21 protein-coding genes are annotated in these 23,551 nt (G+C 65.0%); 14 read left to right on the forward strand and 7 right to left on the reverse strand.

Annotated features, from left to right (window positions below; translation table 11 throughout):
* Positions 1 to 127: 127 nt before the first annotated feature.
* Entirely contained in the window at positions 128 to 2,356 is a 2,229-nt protein-coding gene (locus tag AC1DY9_RS14820) for a malate synthase G (protein WP_477666905.1), read from the reverse strand.
* Positions 2,357 to 2,432: 76 nt separating this feature from the next.
* Entirely contained in the window at positions 2,433 to 3,140 is a 708-nt protein-coding gene (locus AC1DY9_RS14825; RefSeq protein ID WP_457282327.1) for a haloacid dehalogenase type II, read from the reverse strand.
* 248 nt (positions 3,141 to 3,388) lie between these two features.
* On the opposite strand from AC1DY9_RS14825, the gene atzF reads away from it, so the two are divergent.
* From atzF to AC1DY9_RS14895, 14 genes are all read left to right on the forward strand, one after another.
* Positions 3,389 to 5,086: an allophanate hydrolase gene (atzF, locus tag AC1DY9_RS14830; RefSeq protein ID WP_457282328.1), complete on the forward strand. Its 1,698-nt coding sequence runs from the start codon at positions 3,389 to 3,391 to the stop codon at positions 5,084 to 5,086.
* A 64-nt stretch (positions 5,087 to 5,150) separates the two neighbouring features.
* Positions 5,151 to 6,170, forward strand: a complete 1,020-nt coding sequence (locus AC1DY9_RS14835) for an ABC transporter substrate-binding protein (protein ID WP_477666906.1) — start codon at positions 5,151 to 5,153, stop codon at positions 6,168 to 6,170.
* Positions 6,171 to 6,175: 5 nt separating this feature from the next.
* Positions 6,176 to 7,012 (forward strand): ABC transporter permease, encoded by an 837-nt coding sequence (locus AC1DY9_RS14840; protein WP_457282330.1) that lies wholly within the window; start codon positions 6,176 to 6,178, stop codon positions 7,010 to 7,012.
* A 158-nt stretch (positions 7,013 to 7,170) separates the two neighbouring features.
* Positions 7,171 to 7,992 carry an ABC transporter ATP-binding protein gene (locus AC1DY9_RS14845; RefSeq protein ID WP_477666907.1) on the forward strand — a complete coding sequence of 274 codons (822 nt, stop codon included), beginning with the start codon at positions 7,171 to 7,173 and terminating at the stop codon, positions 7,990 to 7,992.
* Positions 7,993 to 8,005: 13 nt separating this feature from the next.
* Positions 8,006 to 8,230: an AtzG-like protein gene (locus AC1DY9_RS14850; RefSeq protein WP_457282332.1), complete on the forward strand. Its 225-nt coding sequence runs from the start codon at positions 8,006 to 8,008 to the stop codon at positions 8,228 to 8,230.
* Between the two features lie 5 nt (positions 8,231 to 8,235).
* Positions 8,236 to 9,633, forward strand: a complete 1,398-nt coding sequence (locus tag AC1DY9_RS14855; protein WP_477666972.1) for an AtzE family amidohydrolase — start codon at positions 8,236 to 8,238, stop codon at positions 9,631 to 9,633.
* Positions 9,630 to 10,016: an oxalurate catabolism protein HpxZ gene (gene hpxZ, locus AC1DY9_RS14860; protein ID WP_457282333.1), complete on the forward strand. Its 387-nt coding sequence runs from the start codon at positions 9,630 to 9,632 to the stop codon at positions 10,014 to 10,016. The genes AC1DY9_RS14855 and hpxZ overlap by 4 nt, the downstream gene beginning before the upstream one ends.
* A gap of 40 nt (positions 10,017 to 10,056) precedes the next feature.
* Positions 10,057 to 11,160 carry a BMP family ABC transporter substrate-binding protein gene (locus AC1DY9_RS14865; RefSeq protein ID WP_477666908.1) on the forward strand — a complete coding sequence of 368 codons (1,104 nt, stop codon included), beginning with the start codon at positions 10,057 to 10,059 and terminating at the stop codon, positions 11,158 to 11,160.
* Positions 11,161 to 11,200: 40 nt separating this feature from the next.
* On the forward strand, positions 11,201 to 12,292 hold the full coding sequence (locus AC1DY9_RS14870) for an ABC transporter permease (protein WP_457282335.1): 1,092 nt from the start codon (positions 11,201 to 11,203) through the stop codon (positions 12,290 to 12,292).
* Positions 12,289 to 13,209: an ABC transporter permease gene (locus AC1DY9_RS14875; RefSeq protein ID WP_457282336.1), complete on the forward strand. Its 921-nt coding sequence runs from the start codon at positions 12,289 to 12,291 to the stop codon at positions 13,207 to 13,209. Before AC1DY9_RS14870 ends, AC1DY9_RS14875 begins: the two co-directional genes overlap by 4 nt.
* Positions 13,210 to 13,241: 32 nt before the next feature.
* On the forward strand, positions 13,242 to 13,937 hold the full coding sequence (gene biuH, locus AC1DY9_RS14880; protein ID WP_477666973.1) for a biuret amidohydrolase: 696 nt from the start codon (positions 13,242 to 13,244) through the stop codon (positions 13,935 to 13,937).
* The gene (locus tag AC1DY9_RS14885; protein WP_457282337.1) at positions 13,934 to 15,523 is read left to right on the forward strand and encodes an ABC transporter ATP-binding protein; all 1,590 of its coding nucleotides are present in this window, start codon (positions 13,934 to 13,936) and stop codon (positions 15,521 to 15,523) included. The genes biuH and AC1DY9_RS14885 overlap by 4 nt, the downstream gene beginning before the upstream one ends.
* A 100-nt stretch (positions 15,524 to 15,623) precedes the next feature.
* Positions 15,624 to 16,301, forward strand: a complete 678-nt coding sequence (locus AC1DY9_RS14890) for a cysteine hydrolase family protein (RefSeq protein WP_477666909.1) — start codon at positions 15,624 to 15,626, stop codon at positions 16,299 to 16,301.
* A gap of 9 nt (positions 16,302 to 16,310) precedes the next feature.
* Positions 16,311 to 17,042, forward strand: a complete 732-nt coding sequence (locus AC1DY9_RS14895; RefSeq protein ID WP_457282339.1) for a GntR family transcriptional regulator — start codon at positions 16,311 to 16,313, stop codon at positions 17,040 to 17,042.
* Between the two features lie 141 nt (positions 17,043 to 17,183).
* On the opposite strand, the gene AC1DY9_RS14900 is transcribed toward AC1DY9_RS14895, so the two are convergent.
* Genes AC1DY9_RS14900 through AC1DY9_RS14920 form a run of 5 tightly spaced genes read right to left on the reverse strand, consistent with a single transcriptional unit; the run spans position 17,184 to position 23,524 of the window.
* Positions 17,184 to 18,113 carry a dihydrodipicolinate synthase family protein gene (locus AC1DY9_RS14900; protein ID WP_457282340.1) on the reverse strand — a complete coding sequence of 310 codons (930 nt, stop codon included), beginning with the start codon at positions 18,111 to 18,113 and terminating at the stop codon, positions 17,184 to 17,186.
* A 50-nt stretch (positions 18,114 to 18,163) separates the two neighbouring features.
* The gene (locus AC1DY9_RS14905) at positions 18,164 to 19,897 is read right to left on the reverse strand and encodes an IlvD/Edd family dehydratase (RefSeq protein WP_457282341.1); all 1,734 of its coding nucleotides are present in this window, start codon (positions 19,895 to 19,897) and stop codon (positions 18,164 to 18,166) included.
* Between the two features lie 21 nt (positions 19,898 to 19,918).
* Positions 19,919 to 20,953, reverse strand: coding sequence for a galactofuranose ABC transporter, permease protein YjfF (gene yjfF, locus AC1DY9_RS14910; protein ID WP_477666910.1), 1,035 nt, complete (start codon positions 20,951 to 20,953; stop codon positions 19,919 to 19,921).
* Complete coding sequence (locus tag AC1DY9_RS14915; RefSeq protein WP_477666911.1) at positions 20,950 to 22,005, reverse strand: ABC transporter permease; 1,056 nt, start codon at positions 22,003 to 22,005, stop codon at positions 20,950 to 20,952. Before AC1DY9_RS14915 ends, yjfF begins: the two co-directional genes overlap by 4 nt.
* On the reverse strand, positions 21,998 to 23,524 hold the full coding sequence (locus tag AC1DY9_RS14920; RefSeq protein ID WP_477666912.1) for a sugar ABC transporter ATP-binding protein: 1,527 nt from the start codon (positions 23,522 to 23,524) through the stop codon (positions 21,998 to 22,000). Before AC1DY9_RS14920 ends, AC1DY9_RS14915 begins: the two co-directional genes overlap by 8 nt.
* Positions 23,525 to 23,551: the final 27 nt, after the last annotated feature.

Here is a 23,551-nt window from a genome sequence, read left to right on the forward strand (position 1 = left end):
GTATTTGGCCTGCAGGCCAATAGCAGCCTGCGCTAACAGCTATCAATTCAGTAGCAAGTTGGCTCTGTCAGGCACAGGCTTCAGCAGGCGCAAGCCCCGTCCGCACCCCTGCCGCAGACTTAACAGCTCACAAGCCGGCTTTTACCTTCAGCCGCCAGGCGTGAAGCAGCGGCTCGGTGTAGCCACTGGGTTGCTCCAGGCCCTTGAAGACCAGGTCGCACGCTGCCTTGTAGGCCGCTGACGCCTCGAAGTTGCCCGCCATCTTTTTGTACAGCGGATCGCCCGCGTTCTGGCCGTCGACCACGGCGGCCATCCGTTCAAAGGTTTCCTTGACCTGCGCTTTCGTGACCACGCCATGCAGCAGCCAGTTGGCGATGTGCTGACTGGAAATACGCAGCGTGGCGCGGTCTTCCATCAGGCCGACGTTGTGGATGTCGGGCACCTTGGAGCAACCCACACCCTGGTCGATCCAGCGGACCACGTAGCCGAGGATGCCCTGGGCGTTGTTGTCCAGCTCCTGCTGCTTCTCGGCAGGCGTCCATTGAGCGTCGGGCGAGACCGGCACCAGCAGCAGCTCGGGCAGCAGGCGGGCGATTTCGGACTTCAGGTCGACCGTCTTCTCGATGTCTTTTTGCACCGCCGCCACATTGACCTGGTGGTAGTGCAGCGCGTGCAGCGTGGCGGCCGTGGGCGAGGGGACCCAGGCGGTGTTGGCGCCGGCCTGCGGGTGCGAGATTTTGGCCTTGAGCATGTCGGCCATCAGGTCGGGCATGGCCCACATGCCCTTGCCGATCTGGGCGCGGCCGCGCAGGCCGCAGGCCAGACCGACCAGCACGTTGCTGCGTTCGTAGGCGCTGAGCCAGGGGCTGATCTTCATGTTGCCCTTGCGGATCATCGGGCCGGCCTGCATGGCCGTGTGCATTTCGTCGCCGGTGCGGTCCAGGAAACCGGTGTTGATGAAGGCCACGCGGCTGGAAGCGGCGGCGATGCAGGCCTTGAGGTTGACGCTGGTGCGGCGCTCTTCGTCCATGATGCCGAGCTTGACCGTGCTGCCCGGCAGGCCGAGCATCTTTTCGACGCGGCTGAAAAGTTCGGCGGCGAATGCCACTTCAGCGGGGCCGTGCATCTTGGGCTTGACGATGTAGACCGAGCCCTTGCGCGAGTTCCTGATGCCGGGCTTGCCCTTGCGCTTGAGGTCGTGGATGGCGATCGTGGTCGTGATCACGGCGTCCAGGATGCCTTCCGGAATTTCCTTCGTGCTGCCATCCGCGGCGGTGTACAGCACGGCCGGGTTGGTCATCAGGTGGCCCACATTGCGCACGAACATCAGCGAACGGCCGTGCAGTACCACTGCTTTGCCCTTGGGTCCTTTCGGCGAGGTGTATTCACGGTCCGGGTTCAGGCCGCGGGTGAAGGTCTTGCCATCCTTAGTCACGCTTTCGGTCAGTGTGCCCTGCAGGATGCCCAGCCAGTTGCGATAGGCCAGCACCTTGTCGTCGGCGTCCACCACGGCCACAGAGTCTTCCAGGTCCATGATGGTCGACAGCGCAGCCTCTATCACCAGGTCGCTCACGCCGGCCGGATCCGTCTTGCCGATGGGCGTGCCGCGGTCAATGCGGATGTCGATGTGCAGGCCGTTATGCTGCAGCAGCACCGACGACGGCGCGGAGGCTTTGCCCTGGTAGCCGATGAACTGGCTGGCGTCTTCCAGCGCCGTTGTCTTGCCGCCTTTCAGGGTAACGACGAGCTTGCCGCCCTTGACCGCATAGGCGATCGAATCGATGTGCGAGCCCTTTTTCAGCGGCGCGGTGCGATCCAGCACATAACGTGCGTACTCGATCACCTTGGCGCCGCGCACGGGGTTGTAGCCTTTGCCTTTGGTGGCGCCGTCATCCTCGGAAAGGGCGTCGGTGCCGTAGAGCGCGTCATACAGGCTGCCCCAGCGCGCATTGGCGGCATTAAGCGCATAGCGCGCGTTCAGGATGGGCACCACAAGTTGCGGGCCGGCCTGTCTGGCGAGTTCGGCGTCCACGTTGGCAGTGGTGATGGTGACCTTCTTCGGCGAAGGCACGAGGTAGCCGGTTTTTTCGAGGAAAGCGCGGTAAGCCTTCATGTCCGCAATGGGGCCGGGGTGGGCCTTGTGCCAGGCGTCCATCTCGGCCTGCAGGCGGTCGCGCTCTGCCAGCAGGGAGAGGTTCTTGGGCGCCAGATCGGCCACGATGGCGTCAAAGCCCTTCCAGAAAGCGCCGCTGGCCACACCGGTGCCAGGCAACACCTCGTCTTCGACGAAACGGTAAAGCCCGGTGGCGACCTGCAGACGGTGGCTGGAGGTGCGTGTGTTGGTTGTTGTGTTCATGGTGCGGTCCCTTTTCTCAAAAGCATCAGAAGAATCAAAAAAACTAAAAGACAAAAAATAGAACGAGCCTGCGAAATCAGTGCAGCGGCAGCGAGAGCACTTCACGCAGGCTGCTGCCGGTGTACAGGGGCTGCGTGCCCAGCTCTTCAAACGGCAGTTGGTAACGATTAACCCACAGCGTCTGGTAGCCATACCAGGTGGCCGCCAGTGCGTCCCAGCTGTTGCAGCTCACGAAGGCGATCTGTTTCGCCTCCAGCCCGGTGGCTTTCAGCCCGAGCGCATAGGCTTCGGGCGCGGTCTTGTATTTGCGAATGCTGTCCACGCTGATGATGTGGTCCAGCAGACCTTCAAGCCCGGCCGACTTGACGGCCACATCCAGCATGGAGGGGTCGCCGTTGGACAGGATGCCGGTGGTGATGCCACGCGCCTTCAGCGCCTGCAGCACCTCCCGGTTTTCGGGAAACGCCGACAGGTGGCGGTACTGGTTCATGAGCTGCTCCTCACGGGCGGCATTCAAATCCAGCCCCAGGCGTTTGCACGCATAACGCAGGCCTGCGCGTGTGAGGTCCCAGAACGGCCGGTAATGCGCGCCGCCGTTGCTGATGGTCACCAGGCGCGTGTACTCAATCTGCTTGTCGCGCCACAGCACGCCCAGCACTTCGCCTTTGCCCGGAAAGAACTGCTCCGCCAGCAAGCCCACGCTGTACACGTCAAACAGCGTGCCGTAGGCGTCAAACAGCACAGCACGAAGCTTGGGCTGTGGGTTGGAGCGGGACTTTTCCATAAGCCTCTACTGTATTTGATACATCGAGCGTGATTAATTACCCAAGAATCGCTTTATCCATGACATTCATACGCCTAATCGGATAACAAGCAGACATCAAAGTCCTTTTCGTCACTGGCAGTGCTGGGACGGCTCTACGGATTGGCACAGCTCTTGCATCTCATCTTGTACACAAGTATGGATGCCTTCAATTGGTGCACATCTCTTCATCGCCGAACTCTCCTCAATCGCTTGCTGCACCTGAGCAGGTGACGACATCTGCGGGCACGGACGCCGGCTGGGCTCCCGAGGCCTGGATTACCAGGACATCGTCTTTCCCGACCGGCCGCGGCGGCGCGCTGGCCGGGCTCTCATTTGCGGCCAAAGACAATATTGATGTAGCGGGCGTGCCAACCACCGCCGCCTGCCCCGCTTTCGCCTACACGCCGACGGCGCACGCCGCCGTGGTGCAAAAGCTGCTCGATGCGGGTGCGCAACTGCTGGGCAAGACCAACCTGGACCAGTTCGCCTGCGGCTTGAACGGCACGCGTTCGCCGTATGGCGCGGTGCCCAACGCCATCAACCCCGACTATGTATCAGGCGGATCGAGCTCCGGCTCCGCCTATGTAGTAGCGACCGGGCAAGCCGACTTTGCACTGGGTACAGACACGGCCGGCTCGGGGCGCGTACCAGCCGGCCTGAACAACATCGTGGGATTGAAGCCGTCCAGGGGTCTGGTCAGCGCGCGCGGCGTGGTGCCGGCCGCGCAGAGCGTGGACTGCGTCTCCATCTTCGCGCGCACCGTGGCCACGGCCGCCCGCGTGCTCGAAGCGGCCATGGGCTACGACCCGCTGGATCCCTACTCGCGCGTGCTGGCGATGGCCGACACCGCCTTGCCCGCAGGCTTTCGTTTCGGTGTGCCTTCAACACTGGGCTTCTGCGGCGACGCGCTGGCCGAGCAGGCTTTTGGCGAAGCTGTCACCCGCATGCAGGCCCTGGGCGGCGTGCCGGTGCCCATCAATTTCGCGCCGCTGGCCGAGGCGGCCGCGCTGCTCTATGAAAGCGCGCTGGTGGCTGAACGCTACACCGCCGTACGCGATTTTTTCGACACACATGAAGACGCAGTGATCGAACCGGTCCGCAGCATCATCGGCGCAGGCCGCCAATACAGCGCCGCCGACCTGTATGCAGCCCAAACAAAGTTGCGCGCGCTGGGCCAGCAGGCGGGCGCAATGTGGCGCGACATTGACGTGCTGCTCCTGCCGACCGCGCCCACGCACTACACGCTGCAGGCCATGCAGCGCGACCCCATCACGCTGAACCGCAACCTGGGCACCTACACCAACTTCGTCAACCTGCTGGACTACGCGGCCCTTTCCGTGCCCAGCAGCCTGCGTCCTGACGGCCTGCCTTTCGGCATCACGCTGGTGGGGCTGGCGGGCAGCGACTGGCAACTGGCTGAGTTGGGACAGCGCTATCACCATGCCACTGGTTTGCCGCTGGGAGCATTGAACGAAGCGCTGCCCGCACCCGCAGCGTTGCCAGGCATCCAGCCGGCGGCCACGGTCAGGCTGGCCGTGGTGGGCGCACATCTTTCGGGCATGCCGCTGAACAGCCAGCTGACAACGCGCGGCGCCACGCTGGTGGGCCCCGCACGCACCGCGCCTGACTATCGCTTCTACGCGCTGCCGGGTACGGTGCCGCCCAAGCCGGGGCTGCTGCGTGTGGCCCCCAACGAGGGCGCGGGCATCGCGCTGGAAATCTGGGAAATGCCGGTGCAGCACTACGGCTCTTTCGTTGCGCTGATCCCCGCGCCCCTGGGCATAGGCACGCTGGCGCTGGAGGGCGGCGGCAGCGTCCAGGGTTTTGTTTGCGAGGCGCACGCGCTGCAAGGCGCCGAGGACATCACGCATCTGGGTGGCTGGCGCGCCTACCTCGAATCACTGAAGTCCAGCGCACCGGCCTGAAGCTTTCATCACCCTTTACCAACCCGTTCATCCACCGTTTACCCATCACCAGCAGGAGCATTTCATGAAGCCCGTTCCCACACCGTCATCCGCCCCCCACGGCCCGGCACGCCGCTCGCTGCTCAAGGCCACGGCCGCCGGCGCCACTTTGGGGCTGCTGGGCATGCCCGCCTTCCTGCATGCGCAGGGCGGGCCGAAAATCCGCATCGGCTACTGGCCCATCGCCGCCGGCCTGCCGTTCTACTCAGCCATCGAGCTGGGCTACTTCAAAGAGGCCGGCCTTGACGTGGAGCCGCTCAAATTCGCCGGTGCGCAGCAGGTGATGGAGGCGGTGCTCTCGGGCCGCGCCGACGGTACCGCCAACGGCACCGGTTCGGCCAACATCGCCATCGGCGAGATCGCCCAGCCCGGCACCTTCAAGATCTTCTGCTCCAACCCCAGCAACGTGAAGAATGTGCTCGACGAGGTGATCGTGCCGGCGGCCAGTCCGGCCAAGGTGATGGCCGACCTCAAAGGCAAGCGCGTCGGCTCCGGCCCCGGCATCCAGAACGTGACACTGGCCAAGACCGTGCTGGAGCGCGGCGGCGCTACCGGCGCGACCGTGGTCGAGCTGCCCATCGGCCAGCATGTGGCCGCGCTTGCCGCCGGCCAGATCGACGGCGCCTACACGCTGGAGCCCACCGGCACCATAGGCCGCATGAATGGCACCACCCGTGTGCTTGAAGCCGGCGTGATTGCGCGCTATGTACTGGGCGACCCGATGGCGCCGTGGTTCGGCGGCTCGGCCTCGCTGTCTTCCGACTTCATCAAGAAGAATCCCGACGCGGCAAAAAAATTCGTCGCTGCCTATGGCAAGGGCGTGGCTTACGTGCGCAGCAAATCGGTCGAGGCACGCCAGTACCTCAAGGGCTACACCGCCATCGAAGGCCCGCTCACCGGCGAGGTACCGCTGGCCGCCTACACCATGTACAACGAGTTCACCCCGGCCGACGTGGCGCACTTCCAGAAATTCTTCGACCTGTTCTCCGAAAAAGGCATCTTCAGCTCGCGCCTCATCGTGGACACCATGCTCTACAAGGGTTGAACACCATGAGTACCACCTCTCCCGTGACGGCAACGCCCGCCAAACCCTGGACGCCTCCGGCCGCGCCGGCGGCCGTCGTGCAGCGCAAGCCGGCGCTGGACAAGGCCCTGCCCTTCATCGGCCCGGTGGCGCTCTTCATCATCTGGGACCTGGCCGTGCGCCTGGGCTTCATCAAGGCCATCCTGCTGCCGCCACCCATCGATGCGCTGGGCGCGCTGCTCAGCGGCCTGGCCGGCGGACCGCTGCTCAAGGACTTTGCGGTCACCGTATGGCGCACGGTGCAGGCCTTCATGATCGCCGCTGCGGTCGGCATGCCGCTGGGCGTGCTGCTGGGCAGCAATGAAAAAGCCTACCGCAGCGTCGAATTCCTGATCGACTTCTTTCGCTCCACACCGTCTTCGGCGCTGATCCCGCTGTTCCTGATGATTTTCGGCGTGTCGGACATCAACAAGGTAGCGATTGCCGCCTTCGGCGCGCTGCTGATCGTGGTGTTCAATAGCGCTTACGGCGTGATCAACGCGCGCAAGCAGCGTGTCATGGCGGCCAGGGTCATGGGCGCCTCGCGCTGGCAAGTGTTCAAGGACGTGCTGATCTGGGAAAGCCTGCAGCCGAGCTTTGTCGGCCTGCGTTCAGCGGTGTCCATGGCACTCGTCATCGTGATCGTCGCCGAGATGTTCATCGGCGCCGACACCGGCCTGGGCAACCGCATCATCAACTCGCAGCAGGTCATGAACGTGAAGGACATGTACGCGTCCATCCTGGCTGCCGGCGCCCTGGGTTATGCGCTGAATATCCTTTTTCTCGTCGCAGAGCGACGCATCGTGCATTGGAGCGGAAGATAAATGGCCCCCACGCTTTTCACTTCGTGTAATGCGCTTCCCCCCGAGGGGGCCGCTGCGCCTGCGGCCCGGCAAAGCCGGTTCCGCGGCCCCTGCTTGAAGGTGAGAGGCCTGCGGTCACTCACCGCTGTGTTTACCCATGGATCCCACCGGAGTCCGACATGTCCGCTGTAATTAATGCTCCCGTATTCGCCGACGTCCCGGTGCGTGAATTCCAGCCCGGCCCGGCCGGCACGCACATCACCATACGCGGCCTGACCAAGTACTTCGCCGGCTGGCCGCTGTACGAAGACTTCAACCTGGACATCCCCAAGCACAAGATCGTCTCGGTGTTCGGGCCCAACGGCTGCGGCAAGTCCACGCTGATCAACATGATCGCGGGCCTGATCCCCATAGACGCGGGCGAAATCCTGTTTGACGGCAAGTCGCTCAAAGACACCAAGATCGGCTACGTCTTCCAGAACTACCGCGAGGCCATGTTCCCGTGGATGCGCACCATCGACAACATCGCCTATCCGCTCAAGCTTGAAGGCAGATCCAAGGCGGAAGTCGACAGGCGCATGGCCGAACTCGTGGCCTCCTTCGACGTGAAGTTCGACCTGAACCGCTACCCCTATGAACTCTCGGGCGGGCAGCAACAGACAGCCTCCATCATGCGGGCGCTGGCGCCCAATCCCGAGGTGCTGTTCCTGGACGAGCCGTTCTCGGCGCTGGACTTCGAGATGACGCTGTTCATCCGCGAAAAACTGCAGGAGGTGTTCATGCAGACCGGCACGACCATGCTGCTGGTGTCGCATGACCTGGAAGAAGCCGTGTACCTCGCCGACCAGGTACTGCTGCTGACCAAGCGCCCGACGCGCGTAGCCGAAATCCTGCCCTACGGCGATGCGCGTCCGCGCACGGTGGAGACCTTGTCTGAGGCCAGCTTCATCAGCACCAAGAAACTCAGCCTGGAAATCTTCCAGCGCGAAGTCAGGCGTTGAGAAAGCTGCAGCCATGATGGACGAAGCAAGCATTGCAAGTTATGTCGCAAGCGCCGGCGCGGTGCTGGGCCTGCCGCTGCCGCCGGACCGCGCGGCACGCGTGGCCGCCCACCTGCAGCGCACCACCGTCATGGCCGCGCTGCTGGACGCGGCGCCGCTGGCCCCGCACGACGAGCCGGCCGAAATTTACTGCCCGGCGGTTTTCCCGTCCAGCGACGGCGGGCGCGAGCAGTCATGAAAAGCATGGTGTTTGATGCGTCCGCCATGGCCGCCGCCGTTGCGGCGGGGCAGGTCAGCGCGCGCGAACTGCTCGATGCCAGCCTGGCATGCATTGACAGCACGGACGGCCGGGTCAATGCCTTCACCGAAACAACCCGCACCCGGGCCCGCGCTGAGGCCGACGCGGTGGACGCGCAGCGGGCGCGCGGCGAACCCCTGGGACCGCTGGCTGGCGTGCCGTACGCGGTCAAGAACCTGTTCGACATCGAAGGGCTGACCACACTGGCCGGCTCAAAAATCAACCGCGGCCTGCCCGCGGCTTCGGCCGATGCGGTCCTCGTCACGCAGATGAAGGCGGCCGGCGCCGTGCTCGTCGGCGCGCTGAACATGGACGAATACGCCTACGGCTTCACCACGGAAAACACACACTACGGCCCCTGCCGCAACCCGCACGACCTGACGCGCATCGCCGGCGGTTCGTCGGGCGGCTCCGGCGCGGCGGTCGCGGCCGGGCAGGTTCCCCTCACCCTGGGCTCGGACACCAACGGTTCCATCCGCGTGCCGTCGTCGCTGTGCGGTGTCTGGGGCCTGAAGCCGACCTTCGGCCGGCTATCGCGCCGCGGCAGTTATCCCTTCGTGCACAGCATCGACCACCTGGGTCCGCTCGCCAGCAGCCTGGGCGGGCTGGTGCTGGCCTACGATGCGCTGCAGTTGCCCGACCCGCTGGACCCGGGCTGCCATGCGCTGCGTGTGCAGCCGGTCTCTCCGGTCCTGGGCAAGGGTGCAAGCGGCCTGCGCATCGGTGTGTTGGGCGGGTACTTTCACGACAATGCCGGGCCCGAAGCGCGCGAGGTGGTGGCGCTGGCCGCCCGCACCCTGGGTGCGCAAGCCGACGTGGTGTGGCCGGATGCTGCACTGGCGCGCGCGGCGGCCTTCATCATCACCGCGAGCGAAGGCGGCAGCCTGCACCTGGGCGACCTGCGCACGCGTGCCGACGAATTCGAACCGCTGTCGGTGGACCGTTTCATCGCCGGCGCGCTGCAGCCCGCTGATTGGTATGTGCGCGCACAGCGCTTTCGCCGCAGCTACCGCGACAAGGTCAACGCCCTGTTCCAGGACTGGGACGTGCTGCTCACGCCTGCCACACCGGTCGGCGCCACGGTCATCGGCACCGAGTGGCTGGACATCAACGGCGTGCGCCAGCCCTGCCGCGCCGCGATGGGCCTGCTCACCCAGCCCATCTCTTTTTCCGGCTGCCCCGTGGTCACCGCGCCCATGTGGCCGGCAGCCGGCGGCATGCCGATAGGCGTGCAGGTCATCGCCGCGCCCTGGCGCGAAGACCTGGCCTTGCGGGTCGCACAGGTGCTCGGCGACGCCGGCGACGCCCATATCCGGCCCGCCACACTGGTGACACAAGCATGAACCCCAGCCTTGCCATCAACCTCCCCGACGTCCTGGCCGAAGTCACGGCGGTGTTTGCGCGTTATGAGGATGCGCTGGTCAACAACAAGGTGGACGTGCTGGACGAGCTGTTCTGGAACAGCCCGCACACCCTGCGCTACGGCGCGACGGAAAACCTTTACGGCTACGCCGACATCCAGGCCTTCCGGGCAGGACGGCCGGCGCAGGGCCTGGAGCGGCGGTTGCTGAAAACCGTGATCACAACCTATGGCCGCGACATGGCGACCGCCAATACTGAATTCCAGCGCGCCGGCAGCGCCAGAACCGGCCGGCAGAGCCAGACCTGGATGCGCACGCCCGAGGGCTGGCGCGTGGTCGCCGCGCACGTGAGTCTTCTTGCCTGAGTTTCATTTCCTTGACCTCATAACCCCTGGAGCATTGACCATGAGCAACTTCCTCAATCGCCGCGATTCGATCAAGACCCTGGCCGCGCTCGGCGCCGCGGCAACCGGCCCGTTTGCCTTCGCGCAAAAGCCCCTGACCGTGGGCGTGATCTACGTCGGCCCGCGTGACGACTACGGCTACAACCAGGCCCAGGCGCAAGCGGCGGCCGAGCTCAAGAAGATGCCGGGCATCAAGGTGGTGGAAGAAGAAAACGTTCCCGAAACCGCGGCCGTGCAGAAGACCATGACCGGCATGATCGCGCAGGACGGCGCCAGCCTGGTGTTTCCCACCTCCTTCGGCTACTTCGATCCGCACATGCTGGCGGTGGCGGCCAAGTTTCCCGCGGCGCGTTTTGCGCATTGCGGCGGCATGTGGACGGAAGGCAAGCACCCGAAAAACACCGCCAGCTTTTTTGGTTACATCGATGAGTGCCAATACCTCAACGGCGTGATCGCCGGCCACATGACCAAGAGCAACAAGATCGGTTTCATCGCCGCCAAGCCGATCCCGCAAGTGCTGCGCAACATCAATGCCTTCACCATGGGCGCGCGTTCGGTCAAGCCCGGCATCACCACCAGCGTGATCTTCACCGGCGACTGGTCCATGCCCGTGAAGGAGGCTGAAGCCACCAACAGCCTGGCCGACCAGGGTGTGGACGTCTTCACCATGCACGTGGACGGCCCCAAGGTCATCGTGGAAACAGCCGCCAAGCGCGGCAAGATGGTCTGCGGCTACCACGCCAGCCAGGCCAAGCTGGCTCCGCAGGCCTACCTGACCGGTGCCGAGTGGAACTGGCTCACGGCCTACACCACCTTCATCGAGGCGGCACGCAGCGGCAAGCCGCACCCCAACTTCATCCGTGGCGGCCTGAAGGAGGGCTACGTGAAGATGTCGGCTTACGGACCCACCGTGACCGAGGCGGCGAAAAAGCAGGCCGACGGTGTCAAGGCGCAGATGATGGCGGGCAGTTTCGACATCTTCAAGGGTCCGCTCAAGGACAACAAGGGCGGCACCATCGTGCCTTCCGGCAAGGTCTTCAAGCAGACCGACCTTGAGCTCGAGAAGATGAACTACCTGGTCGAAGGCGTGATCGGCTCCGTGTGAGCCGGCGGCTGACCTTGCGGGCCTGAGACTTTCCTTATCCATGCGCCACTCCCTCGCCAACTTCCTGCTGCCGGGCAGCGCCATCATCGCGGCACTGGGGGTGTTCGGGGTTTTCGCCTGGTTCGCCGGTGTCAGCCCCCTGGAGGTCTGGCTGCTGCTGTTCAAGGGCGCGTTCGGCGACTGGTATTCCTGGCAGAACACGCTGCAGCGCGCCGCGCCGCTGATGCTCACAGCCCTGTGTGTCGCCATTCCGGCGCGCGCGGGCTTGACAGTCATAGGCGGCGAGGGCGCGGTGGTGCTGGGCGGACTGGCCTGCGCCGGCCTCGCGCAAAGCCTGCCCCTGCCCGCGAACATGGCAGGCACGGTGATGGTCTGCCTCGCCGCCGCGCTGGCCGGTGCCTTGTGGATTGGGTTGGCTGGCTGGCTGCGGCAATACCGCGGCATCAACGAAACCATCAGCAGCCTGTTGCTGGCCTATGTGGCCGTCGGCCTGTTCAAGCACCTGGTCGAAGGGCCGCTGCGCGATCCGTCCAGCCTCAACAAGCCGTCGACTTTTTCGCTGGCCGAAGGCCTGCGCATCGGCGGCATCGCCGGCTCCGATGTGCACTGGGGGCTGGTGATCGGCGTGCTGGCCTGCCTGGCGGCGGGCCTGTGGTTTCGAATGACGCCCTCGGGCTTCGCGGTGCGCGTGGTCGGCGGCAACCCGCGTGCGGCGCAACTCGTCGGGCTACCGGCCTCCAGGCTGATCCTGCTGGCCTGTGCGCTGGGCGGGGCCTGCGCCGGCCTGGCCGGCGCCATCGAGGTCGCGGCCGTGCACACCAATGCCAACGCCGCCCTGATCGCGGGCTACGGCTACGCCGGCATCCTGGTGGCTTTCATCGCACGCCAGCATCCCGTGGCCATCATCCCGGTGGCCATCCTGTTCGGCGGCTTTGGCGCGGCCGGCAGCCTGCTGCAGCGCCGCCTGGGCCTGCCCGATGCCTCGGTGCTGGTGCTGCAGGGCATCGCCTTTGTGCTGATCCTGGCCAGCGAGGCTCTGCGCGATGTGGACTGGAAAACTTTTTTTGAGCGTATCAGCCGCTTCGGCCCTTCGGAGCCGAGCCCGATTCCTTTGCCGGAGGAAAAGCCATGACCACCGACCAGCTCCTGATCTTTTTCGCCGGTATCGTCGGCGGCGCGCTGCGCGTCGGCGCGCCCTTCCTCTTTGTCAGCCTGGGCGAATGCATCACCGAAAAATCCGGCCGCATTAACCTGGGGCTGGAGGGCGTGCTGGTGCTGTCGGCCATGTCGGCCTTCGGCGCCTCCTGGCTCTCGGGCTCGCCCTGGGTCGGTGTGCTGGCGGCGGCGGCCACCGGCGCGCTGCTGGCCGCACTGCATGGCATTCTCTGCTCGCTACCGCGGGTCAACGACATTGCCACCGGCATTGCGTTGATGCTGCTGGGCACGGGCCTGGCCTTCTACCTGGGCAAGCCGCTGATCCAGCCGCAGGCGCCGCAACTGCCCGCCATCGCGCTGGGCGGCTGGAGCAGCTCGGCCGCCGTCCGCTCGGCGCTGCAGATCAATGTGCTGGTGCCGATCGGGCTGGCGCTGGCCGTGGCCTTGTGGTGGGCCTTTGCCAACACACGCGCTGGCCTGATGGTACGCATGGCGGGGGATTCGGCCAACGCCGCTCGCTCGCTCGGTTATTCGGTGTCCGCCATCCGCATTGCCGCGACCGCCGCCGGCGGCCTGGTTGCCGGCCTGGGCGGCGCTTCGCTCACCCTGTTTTATCCCGGCAGCTGGAACGAAGGCATCTCCAGCGGCCAGGGCCTGATCGCGGTGGCGCTGGTGATCTTCGCGCGCTGGAGCCCCCTGCGCTGCGTGTACGCCTCGCTGCTGTTCGGCGGCGCCGGCGCCATCGGCCCGGCCCTGCAGTCCGTCGGCATCAACTGGGGATACCACCTTTTCAACATTGTTCCCTATGTGCTCACCCTGCTGATCCTGGTCATCACCTGCCGGCCAGGCAGCACCGTGAGTGGCAGCCCGGGCGAGCTTTCCGCCACCCGCTAGTGACTGCAAGCACTGACAAGGAAAACATCCAGATGGAACGCTTCGTCAACGCCAACCCCTACCCATGGCCGTACAACGGCGACCTGCGGCCCGGCAACACCGCGCTTATCGTTATCGACATGCAGACCGACTTCTGCGGTGAAGGCGGCTACGTGGACAAGATGGGCTATGACATCTCGCTGACGCGCGCGCCGATTGAACCGCTCAGCGCCCTGATGGCCGGCATGCGTGCCGCGGGCTACCACGTGATCCACACGCGCGAAGGCCACCGGCCCGACCTGTCGGACCTGCCGGCCAACAAGCGCTGGCGCTCGCGCCGTATCGGCGCCCACGGCGCGGGCATCGGCGACGACGGCCCTTGCGGGCGCATCCTGGTGCGCGGCGAACCGGGCTGGGAGATCATTCCCGAATTGGCACCGCTGCCCGGCGAGGTGGTGATCGACAAGCCCGGCAAAGGCTCGTTCCACGCCACCGATCTGGAGATGGTGCTGCGAACGCGCGGCATCGAGAACCTGATTCTCACCGGCATCACCACCGACGTTTGCGTGCACACCACCATGCGCGACGCCAACGACCGCGGCTTCGAATGCCTGTTGCTGTCGGACTGCACCGCCGCCACCGACCGCGGCAACCATGAGGCAGCGCTGAAGATGATCACCATGCAGGGCGGCGTGTTCGGCGCGCATGCTTCATCGGCGGCGGTGCTGGACGCACTGGCCACGCCATGAGTCCAGGCATCACCATCGGCAGCCTGCCGCCCGCCACCGGCGCGCTGGCGCTGGACATCTACCGCATGAGCATGCGGTTCGGCAGCTTCACGGCGCTCGACGGTGTCAACATGAAGGTGGCGCCGGGAACCGTGCATGCGCTTCTCGGTGAAAACGGCGCGGGCAAAAGCACACTGGTCAAGTGCGTGGCGGGATTCCAGCGGCCCTCGGAAGGCAGCATCGTCATCGACGACCGTGAGCAGACGATCGCCAATCCGGTGGTGGCTCGCGCGCTGGGCATTGGCATGGTCTACCAGCATTTCACGCTGGCGCCCGGCATGACGGTCGCCGAAAACCTGCTGCTGGCCGGCGGCAAGACGCCGGCGCTGATCGACTGGACGCAAAAACGCGCGGAGCTGGAGGCCTTTGTGCAAACCACGCCCTTCCGGCTGGACCTGGACACGCGTCCGCTGGACATGGCCGCCGGCGAGAAACAAAAGCTCGAACTGCTCAAGCAGCTCTATCTCAAGCCGCGCCTGCTGATCCTGGACGAGCCGACTTCGGTGCTGACGCCGCAGGAGGCCGACGAAGTGCTGGGCCATGTGCGCGACTTCGCACGTGCCGGCCACTGCACGGTGCTCATCATCACCCACAAGTTCCGCGAAGTCATGGCCTATGCCGACGACGTGACCGTCTTGCGCCGCGGCAAGGCGGTACACGTCACATCGGTGCCGGCGACCGACCCGGCGCGGCTCGCGCAGGCCATGGTGGGTGATGCGGCCGCGGCCCACCCCGAAAACCAGGCCACGGAACCCAAGGTGCCTGCCACCAGCGCCGTGCGGGCTGTCGATGTTGCGGCACAAACCGCATCCCTTGATGTTCACGGCCTGCAGGTCATGGGCGACCGCGGCACGCTAGCGGTGCGCGACCTGAGCCTGTCGGTGCTCGCGGGCGAGATCCTCGGCGTCGCCGGCGTATCCGGCAACGGCCAGCGCGAGCTGGTCGAAGCGTTGGTCGGCCAGCGGGCGCGCGCCGCCGGCATGGTGCGGGTGGGCGGCGAGCCTTACGCTGCTACGCGGGGCGAGAACCACCGCCTGAAGGTGCGCAGCCTGCCTGAGGAGCCGCTGCGCAATGCCTGTGTGGGTGACTTCAGCGTGGCCGAAAACATGGCGCTGCGCGACTTCGACCGGCCGCCGCTATGCGCCGCGGGACGCTTGCGATTCGGGCTCTGGCGCAGCCGCGCGCGCGAATGGATCAAGGGCTACGGCATCAAGACGCAGGGGGAGAACGCACCCATTCGCAGCCTCTCTGGCGGCAACGTGCAACGTGCCGTGCTGGCGCGCGAGCTGCATGGCGAGATCAAGGTGCTGATCGCCGCCAACCCGGTGTTCGGCCTGGACTTCGCCGCCGTGAAGGAAATCCACACCCGCCTGCGGGGCGTGGCGCAGCAGGGCGCGGCAGTGCTGCTGGTCAGCGAAGACCTGGACGAACTGCTTGAACTGGCCGACCGCATCGTGGTGATGAGCGAGGGGCGCATCGTCTTCGAGACCGCGGCCTCCGGGGCCCAGCGGCAGGTGCTGGGTGCGCACATGGGCGGGGGACGATGAGTTCCCCCCCGAAGCGGCCTGCAGCCGCTCCCCCCTCAAGGGGACGCCACCAGCAGCCCGGCAAAGCCGGTTCCGCGGTGGCCCACGAAGGAGCACTCCTATGAAAATCGCAGCGGCTCCTTTCGCCTACGAGTTCGAGCTGGCGCACACCGCGCTGGTCATCATCGACATGCAGCGCGACTTCATCGAGCCCGGCGGCTTCGGTGAAACGCTGGGCAATGACGTCTCGCTGTTGCAGGCCATCGTGCCGGCCTGCAAGGCCGTGCTGGAGGCCTGGCGCCGCGCGGGCGGGCTTGTGGTGCACACCCGCGAGGCGCACGGGGCCGACCTGGCCGATTGCCCGCCCGCCAAGCGCAGCCGCGGCAACCCGACCCTGCGTATCGGCGACATGGGAGCGATGGGCCGCATCCTGATAGCCGGTGAACCGGGAAACCAGATCATCCCCGAGCTGGCGCCGCTGCCCGGCGAGATCGCCATCGACAAGCCCGGCAAAGGCGCCTTCTATGCCACCGGCCTGCACGAGCGGCTGCAGCATGCCGGTATCACGCACCTGCTGTTCATGGGCGTGACCACGGAAGTCTGCGTGCAGACCTCCATGCGAGAAGCCAACGACCGCGGCTATGACAGCCTGCTGCTGGAAGACTGCACTGAAAGTTATTTCCCCGTCTTCAAGTCGGCGGCCGTGGCGATGATCCGCGCCCAGGGCGCCATCGTCGGCTGGACCGCCACCAGCGGCGAGTTGCTGGCGGCACTGCCGGCACAGCCCCAACACTGCTAGAGTTTCACCATGCACACTGCCTCCAACCCTCCCGCGAGCCTTGCCGCTGCGCTCGTCCACCGTTCGCGGGCCAACGAGGTGTACGACGAACTCAAGCGCGACGTCTCCGAGTTCAAGCTGGTGCCGGGCGACCGCTTCACCGAAACCGAAATCAGCGAACGTCTTGGCGTCTCGCGCACGCCCGTGCGCCAGGCCCTGTTTCGCTTGCAGCAGGAAGGTTTCGTCGAGGTGCTGTTTCGCAGTGGCTGGCGTGTGCTGCCCTTTGATTTCGACAAGTTTGAACAGCTCTACGACCTGCGCATGGTGCTGGAAACCACGGCCGTGCAGCGGCTGTGCGCCGGTAGCCAGACGATTGACACGGCGCTGCTCGATGAACTGGCGGCCATCTGGCTGGTTCCGGTGGGCGAGCGCAGCACCGATCATGTTCGGGTCGCCCAGTGGGACGAAGCTTTTCATTGCGCGCTGGTGGCGGCTGCCGGCAATGCCGAGATGGCGCGTGTGCACCGCGACGTGACCGACCGCATCCGCATCATTCGCCGGCTTGACTTCATCAAGCAGCCGCGCATTGAGGCCACCTATGAAGAGCACGCCAAGATTCTCAAGGCGGTGCGCGCCAAGCGTGGCGACCAGGCCGCCATGCTGCTGCGCGCCCACATCGAAACCAGCCAGGCCGAGGTGCGCAAGATCACCCTGCACCAAATGCACCTGGCGCGCCAGATCGGGTCTGGAACGCCTCGTTAATGGCCTCATAGGCGTGCAGCCCAACAGATATAAGCGCAAGCTGCTATCAAAAAAGAAGCAAAAACTCAGGCGGAAAGCGCAAATACCGATGCGGCAGAGGCCGTGCGGCGCGCGCCATGCCGCCTAAGTTGTTCCCGCCGTCTACCGCGCCCAGCGCAGCACAAGCGGATCAAGCCGCCTGGCGGTCGCCAGCAGCCCAGCGCGCGTGTCCGGGTGCATGGCCGGAAAAGGATGACGCGGCGCCTCGCAGGCGATCACGCCGCCTTCCTTCATCAAGGTCTTGGCGGCCAGCAGCCCTGCCTGGCGATTCTCGTAATTGATCAGTGGCAGCCACTGCTGGTAAAGGGCATAGGCCTTGTCGTGATCACCGGCGCGGTGCGCCTCGATGATCGGACGAATGCCATCGGGGTAACCGCCGCCGGTCATGGAGCCGGTGGCACCGGCATCAAGGTCGGGCAGCAGTGTGATGGCCTCTTCGCCGTCCCAGGGCCCTTCCACCGCGTCGCCTCCCAAACGGATCAGTTCGCGCAGTTTGGATGCTGCACCGGCGGTTTCGATCTTGAAATAGGCGACGTGTTCAATCTCACGGGCCATACGCGCGAGGAAGCAGGCTGAAAGCACGGTGCCGCTGGCGGGCGCATCCTGGATCATGATGGGAATGTTGACCGCGTCCGACAGCCGCGCATAAAACTCGTAAATCTGCGGCTCGCTCACGCGAAAGGTGGCCCCGTGATACGGCGGCATGACCATCAGCATGGCGGCGCCCATGTCTTGCGCCCGGCGGCTGCGTTCGGCGCAAACCTTCGTGCCGTAGTGGGTGGTGGTCACGATCACCGGCACGCGGCCGGCCACATGTTCGAGGACGGTACGGGTCAGGGTTTCACGTTCTTCGTCCGAAAGCACGAATTGCTCGGAGAAGTTGGCCAGGATGCAGATGCCGTCTGAGCCGGCGTCGATCATGAAGTCGACGCAGCGCTTCTGGCTTTCAAGGTCAAGCTCGCCGGTTTCGGTGAAGGTGGTGGGGGCAACGGGGAAGATACCGCGGTAACGCGGCTGGCGGAGCGTGTTCATGGGGACTGGATCAGGTTGGATAAAGTTCAGTAGTTCACTGCTTGAGCGGTTTAATGGGAGTGCCGGGGAACTTCGGAGCCGCGGCAGCCGACCAGAAAATCGAAATCACAGCCCTCGTCGGCCTGCAGCACGTGGTCGACATACAGGCGCTGGTAGCCGCCACGCATGCCTGCAGGGGCCTTCTGCAGGGCGGCAAGGCGTTCAGCCAGTTCGGCATCGCTGATGTCCAGGTGCAGGCGGCCCGCATCGCAGTCGAGCTCGATCCAGTCGCCGTCGCGTACCGCGGCCAGCGGCCCGCCGGCCGCTGCTTCTGGCGCCACATGCAGCACAACGGTGCCGTAAGCGGTGCCGCTCATTCGTGCGTCCGAGATGCGCACCATGTCCTTGACGCCCTGGCGCAGCAGCTTGGGCGGCAGGCCCATGTTGCCGACTTCGGCCATGCCGGGGTAGCCCTTGGGCCCGCAGTTCTTCATCACCATCACGCAGCTGGCATCGATGTCGAGGTTCTCGTCGACGATGCGTTCCTTGTAGTGCTCGAGGTTCTCGAATACGACCGCGCGGCCGCGGTGCTTGAGCAGTTCGGGCGAGGCCGCGGAGGGCTTGAGCACGGCGCCGCGCGGCGCCAGGTTGCCGCGCAGGATGCAGATACCGCCGTCGGCGATCAAGGGGTTGTCGAGAGGGCGGATCACCTCGTCGTTGTACTGCGGCGCCTCGCGCACGTTGTCCCATATCGACCGGCCATTGACGGTGAGCGCATTGGGATGCGGCAGCAAGCTGTTTTCACCCAGCCGGCGCAACACGGCGGGCAGGCCGCCGGCATAGTAAAACTCTTCCATCAGAAAACGGCCGGAAGGCTGCAAGTCGACGAGGGTGGGGGTGTTGCGGCCAATCCGCGTCCAGTCTTCCAGGTCCAGCTGCACACCGATGCGGCCCGCAATCGCCTTGAGGTGAATCACTGCGTTGGTGGAGCCGCCAATGGCGGCGTTGACCCGAATCGCATTTTCGAAGGCTTCGCGTGTGAGAATTTTCGACAGCGTGAGGCCCTCGCGCGCCATCTCGACAGCCCGCGCGCCCGACATTTGCGCCAGCACATAACGGCGTGCATCCACCGCGGGAATGGCGGCGTTGTGCGGCAGCGAAGTACCCAGCGCTTCGGCCATGCAGGCCATGGTGGAGGCCGTGCCCATGGTGTTGCAGGTGCCGGCGGAACGCGACATGCCGCCCTCGGCTGCCAGGAACTGGTGCAGCTGGATTTCGCCCGCTTTTAACGACTCGTGAAGTTGCCACACCGCCGTGCCCGAGCCGATGTTTTTGCCTTCAAGCTTGCCGTTGAGCATGGGCCCGCCGGTCACCACAATGGCCGGAATGTCGCAGCTCGCCGCACCCATCAGCAAGGCGGGCGTGGTCTTGTCGCAGCCGGTGAGCAGCACCACGGCGTCAATCGGGTTGCCGCGAATCGCTTCTTCCACGTCCATGCTGGCAAGGTTGCGTGTGAGCATGGCGGTGGGACGCAGGTTCGACTCGCCGTTCGAGAACACCGGAAACTCGACCGGAAAGCCGCCCGCCTCTGAGATGCCGCGCTTCACATGCTCGGCAATCTTGCGGAAGTGGGCATTGCAAGGCGTGAGCTCCGACCAGGTATTGCAGATGCCGATGATGGGGCGGCCGTCGAACTCATGGTCGGGAATGCCCTGGTTCTTCATCCAGCTGCGGTACATAAAGCCGTTTTTGTCGGCCGTGCCGAACCACTCGGTGGAACGTAGTTTTCGTTTGGTGCTTGTCATGATGGTCTGGCCATTAAGGTTTCAGGAAGATTTGGGTGTGCGATTTGCCAGCAGCCGTTGCAGGAGGCAAAAAACAAACAGCAACGCGCCGACGACAATGCGCGTCCACCAGGAGCTCAAAGTGCCGTCAAAAGAGATCAGGGTCTGGATGATTCCGAGCATCAACACCCCGAACAGGGTGCCGGCCACATAACCCACGCCGCCGCTGAGCAAGGTGCCGCCAATGACCACGGCGGCAATGGCGTCAAGCTCCATGCCGGTGGCGTGCAAGCCGTAGCCCGAAAGCATGTAGAAAGTGAAGACCACACCGGCCAGCGCCGAGCAAAAACCCGACAGCGTGTAAACCCCCACCAGCGTGCGACGCACCGGCAGACCCATCAGCAGTGCCGATTGCTCGTTGCCGCCGACGGCATACACCGCGCGGCCAAAGGGAGTGCAGTGTGCAATGAACACCGCCGCCAGCAGCACCGCGATGGCGATCACGGCACTGATCGAGAGCGAGGCGTCTTCCCACAAGGGAATGCGCAGCTGCGAAACCTCTGAATAAAACTCGTTGGTGATGCTGATGGAGTCGACGCTGATCAGGTAACACAGGCCGCGCGCCAGAAACATGCCGGCCAGCGTCACGATGAAAGGCTGCAGGCGAAAACGCTCAATCAGAAACCCCATGAAGGCGCCGAACGCCGTGCCCATGAGGAGCACCAGCGGAATCACCGCGGCCGGACTCCAGCCATGGTGCTCCACCAGCGCGGCAGACACCATGGTGGTGAGTGCGACCACGGAGCCGACGGACAGGTCAATGCCGCCCGACAGGATGACAAACGTCATGCCCACGGCGATGATGACCAGAAAGGCGTTGTCAATCAGCAGGTTGAGAAACACCTGAGCCGAAAAGAACCCGCTGTAGAGCACCGAACCCATGGTGGCCATGGCAACGAACAGCGATATGGTGGCCGCCAGCGGCAGGTATTTGGGATTAAAACCTGAAGCCGGCGCAGCAGGTGCCCGTTGGCTGGAGGCGGCCTCTACGGGAGGCCGGGTGACGGTTGTGTTCATGGCCGCATCCCCCGCGCGGCCGGCCGCCGCATCCAGATACCGATCTCGGCCCGGAATTCAGCCGATTGCAGCAGCATGACCACAAATACCACCACAGCTTTGACCACCAGGTTGATCTCAGGCGGCACACCCAGCGAGTAAATGGCATAAGTCAGCGTCTGGATGATCAGCGCGCCGATCACGCTGCCCACGAGGCTGAACCGCCCACCGGTGAGGGCGGTGCCGCCCAGCGTCACGGCCAGGATGGCATCCAGCTCGAGCAACTGACCCGCGTTGTTGCCATCGGCGCTTTTGACGTTGGAGCTGATCAGCAAGCCCGCAATGCCCGCGCACAAGCCACAGAAGCCGTAGGCGGCAACCATCAGGCGCCTGGCCTGCACGCCCGCGACGCGTGCTGCGGTTGGATTAATGCCCACAGCCTGTATGAACAGCCCGAGGGCGGTGCGCGTCACCGCCAGGTACAGCAGCGCAAAGACCACGGCCACGATAGAGAGCGAGAACGGCAGGCCCAGCAGGTAACCGCTGCCCAGGAAGAAAAATGGCGCGTAGTAGATGGTGATGATCTGCCCGCCGGTGATCAGCTGCGCGATGCCGCGACCCGCCACCATGAGGATCAGTGTGGCGATGATGGGTTGCATGCCTACCCTGGCGACCAGCAGCCCGTTCCACAGTCCGCACAGCAGCGCGATGGCCAATGCCGCCAGAATTGCCAGCGGCATCGGGAAACGGCTCACGCTCCCTGCCACCGACCCGCCAATCATCCAGGCGGCCACTGCGGCAGCAATGGCCACCACGGCGCCCACGGAAATGTCGATGCCGCGGGTGGCGATCACCAACGTCATGCCGAGCGACACCAGCACCAGCGGCGCGGCACGGTTGAGAATATCGATCAGGCTGCCGTACAAATGACCGTCACGCCACTCGACGTGCAGGAAACTGGCGTTAAACACTGTGTTCACAGCCAGCAGCAGGAACAGTGTGATGAGCGGCCAGGCCAGGCGGTGCCTCATGGCAGTGGCCAGAGGCGAGGGGTGGTGTTTCTCTTCAGGCATGTTCAGCCGCAATCAGTTCATAGACGGTGTCTTCGCTGCTGCCTGCCGGCAACTCACCCACCTTGCGGCGGTCACGCAGCACCACGATGCGGTGCGCCACACGAACCACCTCGCTCATTTCAGAAGAGATGAAAATCACCGCCATGCCAGCCTCAGCCAGGCGCAGGATCTGCTCCATGATTTCCTGCTTCGCGGCCACGTCGACGCCGCGCGTGGGTTCGTCCAGGATCAGCAGGCGCGGCTCGGTCGCGAGCCAGCGCGCGATCATGGCCTTTTGCTGGTTGCCGCCCGACAGCAGGCCTATGGGGGTGTCCACACTCGCGGTCTTGATACCCATCGCCTGGACAAAGCGTTCGGCCAATGCGGTTTGTTCGGCACGCGATAAAAAACGGCGCATGCCCATGCGGGCCTGCAGCGCCAGTACGATGTTTTCCCGGACTGAGAGCTCGGCCACGATGCCATCGGTCTTGCGCTCCTCGGGACATAGGGCGAGGCCCTGCCGGATCGCCTCGGCGGGATTGGAAAACGTGACCGCCTCGCCGTCGATTCTGAGCATGCCGCGGTCCGGCGTCTCCAGGCCGAACAGCAGGCGCGCCAGTTCAGTGCGGCCCGAGCCCAGCAGCCCGKCCAGGCCCACGACCTCGCCGGCACGCACGCGCAGGTCCACAGGCTGCAACTGACCGGTCTGGCCCAGACCTTCAGCTTGCAAAAGCGCCGGCGCAGCATCGTCAAATTCCGGAGGCACGGCGGCGGTGGCGGATTGCGCGGCCAGTTCCCGGCCCAGCATGGCCGCGATCAGTGCCTGCGGCCCCAGTTCACTGGCACGCCACTCGCCGACCCAACTGCCGTTGCGCAGAACGGTGATGCGATCCGACACCGCATACACCTGGTTGAGGAAATGAGTGACAAAAACAATGGCCAGCCCCTCGCCACGCAAGCGACGCAGCACCTCAAAGAGTTTTTGCACCTCGTCATCGTCGAGGCTGGAGGTCGGCTCGTCGAGGATCAGCACTTTGGATTCAATGCCGATGGCGCGCGCGATGGCCACCAGTTGCTGCACGGCGACCGGGTAGCTGGACAACAGGCGCGTGACGTCGATGTCCAGGCCCATGCGCGCGACCAGTTCGCGCGCACGGCGGTTCACGGTGGTCCAATCGATGCGAGACCCCTGCGCAAAGCCGTACCGCGGATAGCGGCCCGCAAAGATGTTTTCCGCTACCGACAGGTTGGGGCAGAGATTGACTTCCTGGTAGACCGTGCTGATACCCAGCCGCTGCGCGGCCAGGGGAGAGTCCGGCCATACCGGTTTTCCGGCAAGTTGCATCTGACCGCCGCTGGCTTCCAGCACGCCTGTCAACACCTTGATGAGCGTGGACTTGCCGGCGCCGTTTTGCCCCATCAAGGCATGGATTTCACCGGGATACAGGCGCAAACGCACATCCTGCAAGGCCGGAATACCCGCGAACTGTTTGTGGATGCCCGCAAGCTCCAGCACGGGGGCGGCGTCGGCCACGGTCATGGAGCGGCCTTCGCGCCACGCGCCACG

The organism is Polaromonas sp. P1_F6, from assembly GCF_056405695.1.

Coding starts and splice junctions, on each gene's coding strand:
- AC1DY9_RS14915 (WP_477666911.1), bottom strand. CDS start 22,005: ATGCCTGAAGAGAAACACCACCCCTCGCCTCTGGCCACTGCCATGAGG.
- AC1DY9_RS14905 (WP_457282341.1), bottom strand. CDS start 19,897: ATGACAAGCACCAAACGAAAACTACGTTCCACCGAGTGGTTCGGCACG.
- AC1DY9_RS14840 (WP_457282330.1), top strand. CDS start 6,176: ATGAGTACCACCTCTCCCGTGACGGCAACGCCCGCCAAACCCTGGACG.
- AC1DY9_RS14885 (WP_457282337.1), top strand. CDS start 13,934: ATGAGTCCAGGCATCACCATCGGCAGCCTGCCGCCCGCCACCGGCGCG.
- AC1DY9_RS14850 (WP_457282332.1), top strand. CDS start 8,006: ATGATGGACGAAGCAAGCATTGCAAGTTATGTCGCAAGCGCCGGCGCG.
- AC1DY9_RS14870 (WP_457282335.1), top strand. CDS start 11,201: ATGCGCCACTCCCTCGCCAACTTCCTGCTGCCGGGCAGCGCCATCATC.
- AC1DY9_RS14900 (WP_457282340.1), bottom strand. CDS start 18,113: ATGAACACGCTCCGCCAGCCGCGTTACCGCGGTATCTTCCCCGTTGCC.
- AC1DY9_RS14890 (WP_477666909.1), top strand. CDS start 15,624: ATGAAAATCGCAGCGGCTCCTTTCGCCTACGAGTTCGAGCTGGCGCAC.
- AC1DY9_RS14820 (WP_477666905.1), bottom strand. CDS start 2,356: ATGAACACAACAACCAACACACGCACCTCCAGCCACCGTCTGCAGGTC.
- biuH (WP_477666973.1), top strand. CDS start 13,242: ATGGAACGCTTCGTCAACGCCAACCCCTACCCATGGCCGTACAACGGC.
- AC1DY9_RS14865 (WP_477666908.1), top strand. CDS start 10,057: ATGAGCAACTTCCTCAATCGCCGCGATTCGATCAAGACCCTGGCCGCG.
- yjfF (WP_477666910.1), bottom strand. CDS start 20,953: ATGAACACAACCGTCACCCGGCCTCCCGTAGAGGCCGCCTCCAGCCAA.
- AC1DY9_RS14825 (WP_457282327.1), bottom strand. CDS start 3,140: ATGGAAAAGTCCCGCTCCAACCCACAGCCCAAGCTTCGTGCTGTGCTG.
- AC1DY9_RS14855 (WP_477666972.1), top strand. CDS start 8,236: ATGGTGTTTGATGCGTCCGCCATGGCCGCCGCCGTTGCGGCGGGGCAG.
- AC1DY9_RS14895 (WP_457282339.1), top strand. CDS start 16,311: ATGCACACTGCCTCCAACCCTCCCGCGAGCCTTGCCGCTGCGCTCGTC.
- AC1DY9_RS14835 (WP_477666906.1), top strand. CDS start 5,151: ATGAAGCCCGTTCCCACACCGTCATCCGCCCCCCACGGCCCGGCACGC.
- hpxZ (WP_457282333.1), top strand. CDS start 9,630: ATGAACCCCAGCCTTGCCATCAACCTCCCCGACGTCCTGGCCGAAGTC.
- AC1DY9_RS14875 (WP_457282336.1), top strand. CDS start 12,289: ATGACCACCGACCAGCTCCTGATCTTTTTCGCCGGTATCGTCGGCGGC.
- AC1DY9_RS14845 (WP_477666907.1), top strand. CDS start 7,171: ATGTCCGCTGTAATTAATGCTCCCGTATTCGCCGACGTCCCGGTGCGT.